Here is an 8,806-nt window from a genome sequence, read left to right on the forward strand (position 1 = left end):
GGCTCAGGCCTCGGCGCCGACGACGTCTGCGACGTCGACGGTGTCGTTGCCTTCGTTGACCTCGAACAGGCGGCTGGCCTGCTGGCGGTCGAGTGCGGCGCCGATCAGGCCGCGGAACAGCGGATGCGCGTGGCTCGGGCGCGAGCGGAGCTCCGGGTGCGCCTGGGTGCCCACGTAGAACGGGTGCTCGGCGCGCGGCAGCTCGACGTACTCGACCAGGTGGCCGTCGGGAGAGGTACCGGAGAACCACATGCCGGCATCCGCGATCTGCTCACGGAACGCGTTGTTGACCTCGTAGCGGTGACGGTGACGTTCGGAGGCCGAGGGCGCTCCGTAGAGTTCGGCGACGAGAGAGCCCGCGGCGAGGTCTGCCGGGTAGAGGCCGAGGCGCATGGTGCCGCCCAGGTCGCCGCCGGCGATGATCTCGATCTGCTCCTCCATGGTCGCGATCACGGGGAACTCGGTGTCCGGGTCGAACTCGGAGGAGGACGCCCCGGTGAGGCCGGCCTTGTTGCGGGCGTACTCGATGACCATGCACTGCAGGCCGAGGCAGAGACCGAGCACGGGGATGCCGTTCTCGCGGGCGAAGCGGAGAGCCCCGAGCTTGCCCTCGATGCCGCGCACGCCGAAGCCGCCGGGGACGCAGATGCCGTCGAGGTCACCGAGCAGGCGGGTGGCGCCTTCCTCGGTCTCGCACTCGTCGGAGGCGATCCAGCGAACGTGGACCTTGGTCTTGTGGGCGAAGCCGCCGGCGCGGAGGGCCTCGGTGACGGAGAGGTAGGCGTCGGGCAGGTCGATGTACTTGCCGACGAGGCCGATCGTGACCTCGTGCTTGGGCTCGCGCACGGCGTCGAGCACCTTCTGCCAGCCGGTCCAGTCGACGCTCGTGACGGGCAGTCCGAGGTGGTCGGTGATGTACCTGTCGAGGCCCTGCTCGTGCAGCACGGCGGGGATCTCGTAGATGCTGGGCACGTCGATGCAGTTGACCACGGCGTCTTCGTCGACGTCGCACATCAGCGCGATCTTGCGCTTGTTCGCGTCGGAGACGGGACGGTCGCTGCGCAGCACGAGCGCGTCGGGCTGGATACCGATCGAGCGGAGTGCGGCGACGGAGTGCTGGGTGGGCTTGGTCTTCTGCTCGCCGGCCGCACCGAGGAAGGGCACGAGGGAGACGTGCACGAAGAACACGTTCTGGCGGCCGAGTTCGTGGCGCACCTGGCGGGCGGCCTCGAGGAACGGCTGGGACTCGATGTCGCCGACGGTGCCGCCGATTTCGGAGATGATCACGTCGGGGCGCAGCGCGTCGTCGGCCTGGAGGCGCATCCGGCGCTTGATCTCGTCGGTGATGTGCGGGATGACCTGCACGGTGTCGCCGAGGTACTCGCCGCGGCGTTCCTTGGCGATGACCTGCGAGTAGACCTGGCCGGTGGTGACGTTCGCGGCCTGGTTGAGGTTGATGTCGAGGAAGCGTTCGTAGTGGCCGATGTCGAGATCGGTCTCCGCGCCGTCGTCCGTGACGAAGACCTCACCGTGCTGGAACGGGTTCATCGTTCCCGGGTCCACGTTGAGGTAGGGGTCGAGCTTCTGCATGACGACGCGTAAGCCGCTGGCCGTCAGGAGATTGCCGAGGCTTGCGGCCGTCAGGCCCTTGCCTAATGAAGAAACGACACCACCAGTCACAAAGATGTGCTTGGTTGTGCCGTCTGAATTGTCCGCGTTTCTATTTTCCACCACGGGCTTCGACTCTATCATCGGATCTTCGTGGATCCGCCAGCACTCGCGAGGTTCATCAGTTCGCGGGCGTGTTCGAGCCCGCTCACGGAGTCGGGCAGGCCGGACAGCAGCCGGGCCATTTCGGCGGCGCGATCGTCGCCGGTCAGCTGGCGGACACTCGACTCGGTGACCGAGCCGTCGCTGTCCTTGACAACGCTCAGGTGGTTGCCCGCGAAGGCCGCGACCTGGGCGAGGTGGGTCACCACGATCACTTGCGCGGTCTCGGCAAGCCGGGCGAGCCGTCGGCCGATCTCGATCGCGGCCGCGCCGCCCACGCCGGCGTCGACCTCGTCGAAGACGAAGGTCGCAACCGGGTCTGTCGCGTTGATCACGACTTCGATGGCGAGCATCACCCGGGACAGTTCGCCGCCGGAGGCGCCGCGGGCGAGGGTGCGCGGTTCGGCGCCCGCGTGCGGGCGCAGCAGGATGCCGACCTGGTCGCGGCCGTGAGCAGTGAGCTCTCCCCCGCTGTCGACCTCGACCACCAGGGCGGCGTCGGGCATCGCGAGCGCGCTGAGCTCCTCGGTGACGGCGGTGCCGAGGTCGGCGGCCGCTTTGGTGCGGATGCCGGTGAGCCGGTCCGCGAGCGCCTCGACGACGAGCAGCTCGGCTTCGGTGTCGGCACGGAGCTGCTCGATCCGGTCGGTGTCCCCGTCGAGTTCGAGCAGGCGGGCGCTGCCGGTGTCGAGGAAGGCGATCGCCTCGTCGAGGCCGCCGGCGTACTTGCGGGCGAGGCCGGTGAGCACGGCCCGGCGTTCCTGCACAATCTCGAGCTCCCGGGCGCCGTCGGCGTCGAGGCCGGCGAGGTAGCTCGAGAGCTGCGCGGCGACATCCGCCACCAGGAAGCCGGCATTGGCGAGGCTCTGCGCGAACTCGGACAGGGCGGGGTCGTGGTCACCGGCCCGTTCGAGTTGCCTGCGGGCGGCGTCGAGCAGGGTGACGGCATCCGGCAGGTCGTCGGGGTTCTCTTCCGCGGAGAGGAGCTCGCGGGTCTGGGCGGCGGCGAGGCGGAGTTCTTCGAGGTTGCCGAGCCGTTCGGCGCGGGCGGTGAGCTCGTCGTCTTCGCCGGGCTGTGGGGCTATCGCCTCGATCTCGTCGATGGCGGCCCGGAGCTCTGCGGCCTCGCTCGTGCGCTCGTCCTGTTCGGTGACGAGGCGGGCGAGTTCGGCGCGGTCGTCCTGCCAGCGGTGGTAGTGGGTCTCGAAGTCCGCGAGCACCGGGCCGAGTTCGGGGCCGGCGTAGCGGTCGAGGGCGGCGCGCTGGGCGCCGGCGGAGCGGAGCCGGACCTGGTCGGACTGGCCGTGCACGACGACGAGGTCGCCGCCGAGGTCGCCGAGCACGCTCGCGGGGGCGCTGCGACCGCCGACGATGGCGCGGCTGCGGCCCTCCGCGGAGACCGAACGGCTGAGGATGAGTTCAGGGCCGTCGAGGTCTCCCCCGGCGTCGCGGACGCGACCGGCGACGGTGCCGTCCGCCTCGACCTGCCAGCGGCCCTCGACCCAGGTCTGCTGGGCGCCGTGGCGCACGAGGCCGGGGTCTGCGCGGGCGCCGAGCAGGAGGCCGAGCGCGGTGACGACCATGGTCTTGCCCGCGCCGGTCTCGCCGGTCACGGCCGTGAAGCCGGGGCCGAGCGGGAGGGTGGCCTCCTTGATCACGCCGAGGTCGCGGATGACGAGTTCCTCGATCACGAGCGGGTGTCTCTCATGCGGGGCTCACTCACGTCCGACCGGTCCGCGCCAGCCCGTGACGGGCAGGTTGAACTTGTTCACCAGACGGTCGGTGAACGGGCCGCTGTGCAGGCGGGCGAGGCGCACCGGCACCGGGGAGCGGCGCACGATCACGCGGGATCCGGCGGGGAGGTCGTGCACCCGGCGGCCGTCGGCGCAGAGCACCGCGGCTCCGCCGTAGTGCGCGAGCACCTCGACGGCGAGCGATGAATCCGGGCCGACGACGAGCGGGCGGGAGAAGAGGGCGTGGGCGCTGAGCGGCACGAGCAGGAGCGCGTCGAGGCTCGGCCAGACGATCGGGCCGCCCGCCGAGAAGGCGTACGCGGTCGATCCGGTCGGGGTGGACATCACGATGCCGTCGCAGCCGAAGGAGGAGAGCGGCCGGCCGTCGACCTCGACGACGACTTCGAGCATCCGCTCACGGCTCGCCTTTTCGACCGTGGCCTCGTTGAGCGCCCAGGTTTCGTAGATGACCTCGTCGCCGAGTTTGACCCGGACGGCAAGGGCCATGCGTTCTTCGACGAGATAGTCGCGGAGGAGCGCGCGGCGCACGGCTTCGCCGAGGTCGTCGCGTTCGCTTTCGGCGAGGAAGCCGACGTGGCCGAGGTTGATGCCGAGCAGGGGCGCGGAGCAGCCGCGCACGATCTCGGCGGCGCGCAGGATGGTGCCGTCCCCGCCGAGGATGATGACGAGCTCGAGCTCGGTCGCCTGCACGGTGTCGCCGAGGATCGCGAGGCGGCCGTCGAGCTCGGGGCAGTAGGCGAGGATGTCGGTGAGCTCGGTCGGTGCGAGCACGGGGGTCGCGTCGGCGGCGAGCAGCTGCTGACAGACGGTCACGGCAGCCTGGAGCGAGTCCTTGCGCCCGGTGTGCGCGACGACAAGGATGTGCCGGGGTGATGCAGTCATCTCGTCACGCTCCCACCAGGTCCGTTGTGCGGTCGATCCATTCTGTCGGATTGCTGCCCACCCGGGCGTTCATCCAGCACAGATACTCCTGATTACCCGCCGCTCCGACGATCGGGGACGCGATCAGGCCGTTTGTGCGGAGGCCGAGGTCCCAGCCAGCCCAGAGCACGCCGGCGATCGCGTCGGCGCGGAGTGCGGGCCGGTGCACGACGCCCTCGCGGATGCTCTCCTTTCCGACCTCGAACTGCGGCTTGATCAGCAGCACGAAATCGGCGCCCTCTGCGGCCGTCGCCACGAGGGCCGGCAGCACGGTCGGGAGTGAGATGAACGACAGGTCGCCGACGACGAGGTCGGGGCGGGTGTCGATACCGGATGCCGCGGCGAGCGTTTCCGGGGTCGCGTAACGCAGGTTGAACCCCTCGACGACGGCGAGGTGCGGTTCATGGGCGAGCTCGGGGGCGAGCTGGCCGTGGCCGACGTCGACGGCGAGCACCTGAGCGGCGCCGCGTTCGAGGAGCACCTGGCTGAAGCCGCCGGTCGAGGCGCCCGCGTCGAGCACGGTGCGGCCCGCGACGGGAATGTCGAAGGCGTCGAGCGCGGCGATGAGCTTGTGGGCGCCGCGGCTGACGTAGTGGTCGGTCGGCGCCACCGCGAGCACCTGGTCGGCGCGCACCTTGGTGGACGCCTTGACGACGGGGTGGCCGTCGACGGTCACGAGACCTCCGGCGATCACCTGCGCCGCTACCGTGCGCGAACGCACGAGCCCGCGGTCGGCGAGGGCCGTGTCGAGGCGCTGGTCGGGCATCCGCTCGGCGACGGGCTCGGACACGGACTCGGGGCTCGGCTCAGCGCCCGCGTTCGTGTTCGCCTCAGGGCCGGGGTGCACTGTCGCCGCCCTCGAGGTGGGTGCGCAGCTCGTCGTGCAGCTGCGCGTAGGCCGCCGCGCGGTCTTCGAGGGGCAGGTCGCCAATGTCGCCGAGCCGGGACAGGAGTTCGTCCGCGATGGCAACATTGTCGGGGCTGCCGCCCTGGGGGATGTCCGCTGGGTTCTGCTGCACCCTCTCCACGTTACCGTCTGAGATACAGTCGCTCCGGAACATTCAGCCCGTAGATCGGCCGGCCGGACGCCCAGATCACGGCGCACGCGGCGCGGAGCAGGTTGATCCCGCCGTCGCCCTCCGCGACGATCTCGACGTCGGCACCGTTGATGCGCACGCTCGCGCCGGCGACGGTCGCGGTGGCGCGGTCCTTGGAGAACACGGTCTCCGGGTAGGGCTCGTGCAGCTGGCGCAGGTCGTCGAGGATGTAGCGGGGGCGCTCGTTCTCGGCGGCGGCGAGGGCCTGCTTGGCCTTGTCGATGCCGGTGAGCACGAGCACCGCGGGGATGCCGGCCCGGTTGGCGCCGAGGATGTCGGTGTCGAGCCGGTCGCCGATGAAGAGCGCGTGCTTCGCCTCGAAGCGGCTCATGGCCTCGTCGAAGATCGCGACCTCCGGCTTGCCGGCAACGATCGGGAGCCGGCCGACGGCGCTGTGCACGGCGGCGACGAGGGTGCCGTTTCCGGGCGCGATGCCGCGGGCGACAGGGATCGTCCAGTCGGTGTTCGTCGCGACCCAGGGGATCTCGATGCCGTCTTCGTTCGGGTGCAGCGCGAAAGCGGCCTCGGCGAGGTCCTTCCAGCCGAGTTCGGGCGTGAAGCCCTGGATCACGGCGGCGGGGTGGTCGTCGGCGGAGCGGGTGATCTCGAACCCGCCCTTCTCGACCTCTTTCACGAGGCCGGCTCCCCCGATGACGAGGATGCGCGCGCCGGCGGGGACCTCCTGGGCGAGCAGCCGGACGGCGGCCTGCGGTGAGGTGACGACATCTTCGGCGCGGGCGTGCAGCCCGAGCTCGGTGAGGTGGTCGGCGACGGTCTGGTCGGTGCGGGAGGCGTTGTTGGTGAGGTAGCCGACCCGCACGGTCTCCGCGGCCTTGTTCAGGCTGTCGATCGCGAACGGGATCGCGTGCGGTCCCTGGTACACGACGCCGTCGAGGTCGGCGAGCACCACGTCGACGCCGGTGAGCGGCGTCGCCGCGTCACTCATGCGTCGGCGCCGGAGCATCGGACTCCTCGTCGGTTCCCGTCGCCGGGTCCACTCCGGAGTCCGTCAGCACCACATCGATGACCTCGTCGGCGACCTCGAGCTCGTCGATCTCGTCGGACTCAGCAGCCGGCTCGTCGATCTCGGGCTCGTCGCCGTCTTCGTCGTCGTCATCGCTGTCATCGACGTCGAAGTACTCGTCGTCGGTGTCCTCTTCGTCGATCTCGAGAATCTCGATGGTCTCGTCGATGTCGGCAGCGGATGCCTGTGCAGCGTCGGCACGGTCGGCGCGCTCGTTCCACTGCGCGGCCTCGTCGATGCGTCCGAGTTCCTCGAGCACCTCGGCGTAGGCCGAGAACAGCTCGGCACTGTAGGAGAACGCGGTCTTCGGGTCGAGCTGCGGGATGTCGAGCTCGGCCAGTGCGGCTTCGGTTTCGCCGAGGTCGAGGCGGGCGCCCGACATCGCGATCGCGAGGGCGACCTGCACGCCGGCGGGCAGGGTCGAGCGGTCGACGGAGCGGCCGAGCTCGAGGGCACGGTCGGGGCGACCGACGCCGCGTTCGCTGTCGACCATCAGCGGCAGCTGCGAGTTGGACCCGGAGATGCGACGGTAGGTGCGGAGTTCGCGCAGGGCCAGGGCGAAGTCGCCCGTGGCGTACGCGGTGATCGCGAGGCTCTCCCGCACGACCGCGATGCGGCCGGCGCGGCGGGCTGCACTCATCACGTGCCGGTGGGCGAGCTCGGGGTCCTCGTCGATGACCCGTGCGGCCATGGCGAGATGGGCGCCGACGGCCTCGGCGTTGTCCTTGGTCAGGGTCTTGAGTTCGTTCCGCGCAAGCCGGTCGAGGTCCGCCGACGAAATGTCGTCGGGGAGTTCGGGGTCGTCGTGGCGCGGGCGCACCGAACGCAGCTCGCGCTGCATCCGCTGCTCTTCGGTCATTTCCTCTTCGACGGCGCGGGCATCACGATCGCCGCGGGCGGGGGCGCCGTCGCGGGTCCAGAGCTTCTTGCCGGCGTCGCCGCGCGGTGCTCCGGCGCGGGTCGCCGAACCGCCGCGCTGGGTCGCGTTCGCCCAGGGCTTGCGGTCGCCACCGGACTGCGGACGCTCGGTGCGTGGTGCGTCCTTGGACCAGGGCTTGCGCTCACCGGTCTGGGGACGATCGGAATTGCCCCGGTATGCGGGACGTTCGCCATCACGCTGCGGACGGTCGGTGCGCGGTGCGTCCTTCGACCAGGGCTTGCGCTCACCGGTCTGGGGACGATCGGAATTGCCACGGTAAGGAGGACGCTCGCCGTCGCGCTGCGGGCGCTCGGAGTTGCCGCGGTACGGGGCACGTTCGCCGGACTGCGGACGATCGGAGTTACCACGGTACGGAGCACGGTCACCCTGGGGACGCTCGGAGTTGCCGCGATACGGGGCACGTTCACCGGACTGCGGACGATCGGAGTTACCACGGTACGGAGCACGGTCACCCTGGGGACGCTCGGAGTTGCCGCGATACGGGGCACGTTCACCATCGCGCTGCGGGCGCTCGGAGTTGCCACGGTACGGGGCACGCTCGCCACTCTGCGGGCGCTCGTTGTTGCCGCGGTACGGAGCACGGTCGCCCTGGGGACGCTCGGAATTGCCACGGTACGGAGGACGCTCACCATCGCGCTGCGGACGGTCGGAGTTACCGCGGTACGGGGCACGCTCCCCCGACTGCGGCCGATCGGAATTACCACGGTACGGAGCACGGTCGCCGCTCTGCGGGCGGTCGTTGTTACCGCGGTACGGGGGACGCTCGCCGTCGCGCTGCGGACGGTCGGAGTTGCCACGGTACGGGGCACGCTCCCCCGACTGCGGACGATCGGAATTGCCACGGTACGGGGCACGCTCGCCGCTCTGCGGGCGGTCGGTGTTGCCGCGATAGGCGGGACGGTCACCGTACTGGGGACGGTCGCCCTGGGGACGGTCGTTGTTCCCGCGGTACGGCGCACGCTCGCCACCCTGCGAACGGTCGTTGGTGCCCTTATAAGGAGGACGGTCACCGTCACGCTGGGGGCGATCGGAGCGGCCCTGATAGCCGCCGGATCCGTTGTTGCCGCGAGCCCCGGGCGGGCGTCCGCCGTCGCGTGCGTCATTACCGTTAGTTCCTGAAGGGCTCACTGTGTCTCCTGTGTAATTGGTTGCCTCGAAGGCAGACTCGTCAAGCCTACGGCTTAACGCAAAATGGCCACCCGTTAGGTGGCCATTTTGTGTACTTCTGGTGTTTCTAAGTTAAGTCCGGCGGTGTCCTACTCTCCCACAGGGTCCCCCCTGCAGTACCATCGGCGCTGAG

General features: G+C 70.2%; 7 protein-coding genes. All 7 read right to left on the reverse strand.

All coding sequences use genetic code 11. The features are described from left to right. Positions 1-3 precede the first annotated feature (3 nt). The 7 genes from pyrG to MQH31_RS14180 all read right to left on the reverse strand — a co-directional run bounded on the left by pyrG (position 4) and on the right by MQH31_RS14180 (position 8,634). Positions 4-1,752, reverse strand: coding sequence for a CTP synthase (gene pyrG / locus MQH31_RS14150; RefSeq protein WP_243012568.1), 1,749 nt, complete (start codon positions 1,750-1,752; stop codon positions 4-6). Continuing rightward, positions 1,749-3,461 (reverse strand): DNA repair protein RecN, encoded by a 1,713-nt coding sequence (gene recN, locus MQH31_RS14155; RefSeq protein ID WP_243012569.1) that lies wholly within the window; start codon positions 3,459-3,461, stop codon positions 1,749-1,751. Before recN ends, pyrG begins: the two co-directional genes overlap by 4 nt. A 24-nt stretch (positions 3,462-3,485) precedes the next feature. Further along, positions 3,486-4,406 (reverse strand): NAD kinase, encoded by a 921-nt coding sequence (locus MQH31_RS14160; protein ID WP_134536048.1) that lies wholly within the window; start codon positions 4,404-4,406, stop codon positions 3,486-3,488. Positions 4,407-4,410: 4 nt separating this feature from the next. Beyond that, positions 4,411-5,211 carry a TlyA family RNA methyltransferase gene (locus MQH31_RS14165; RefSeq protein ID WP_243012599.1) on the reverse strand — a complete coding sequence of 267 codons (801 nt, stop codon included), beginning with the start codon at positions 5,209-5,211 and terminating at the stop codon, positions 4,411-4,413. Between the two features lie 64 nt (positions 5,212-5,275). Further along, entirely contained in the window at positions 5,276-5,464 is a 189-nt protein-coding gene (locus MQH31_RS14170; RefSeq protein WP_134536046.1) for a hypothetical protein, read from the reverse strand. A 10-nt stretch (positions 5,465-5,474) separates the two neighbouring features. Continuing rightward, on the reverse strand, positions 5,475-6,488 hold the full coding sequence (locus tag MQH31_RS14175; RefSeq protein ID WP_243012570.1) for an HAD-IIA family hydrolase: 1,014 nt from the start codon (positions 6,486-6,488) through the stop codon (positions 5,475-5,477). Then, the gene (locus tag MQH31_RS14180) at positions 6,481-8,634 is read right to left on the reverse strand and encodes a primosomal protein (protein WP_243012571.1); all 2,154 of its coding nucleotides are present in this window, start codon (positions 8,632-8,634) and stop codon (positions 6,481-6,483) included. Before MQH31_RS14180 ends, MQH31_RS14175 begins: the two co-directional genes overlap by 8 nt. Between the last annotated feature and the right edge of the window lie 172 nt (positions 8,635-8,806).

It is taken from the genome of Cryobacterium zhongshanensis (genome assembly GCF_022760445.1).
Taxonomy (GTDB): domain Bacteria; phylum Actinomycetota; class Actinomycetes; order Actinomycetales; family Microbacteriaceae; genus Cryobacterium; species Cryobacterium algoricola.

Bases quoted from the DNA above. Each gene is read 5' to 3' on its own strand.
- MQH31_RS14175 (WP_243012570.1), bottom strand. From the start codon at position 6,488: ATGAGTGACGCGGCGACGCCGCTCACCGGCGTCGACGTGGTGCTCGCC.
- MQH31_RS14165 (WP_243012599.1), bottom strand. From the start codon at position 5,211: ATGCCCGACCAGCGCCTCGACACGGCCCTCGCCGACCGCGGGCTCGTG.
- MQH31_RS14160 (WP_134536048.1), bottom strand. From the start codon at position 4,406: ATGACTGCATCACCCCGGCACATCCTTGTCGTCGCGCACACCGGGCGC.
- pyrG (WP_243012568.1), bottom strand. From the start codon at position 1,752: ATGATAGAGTCGAAGCCCGTGGTGGAAAATAGAAACGCGGACAATTCA.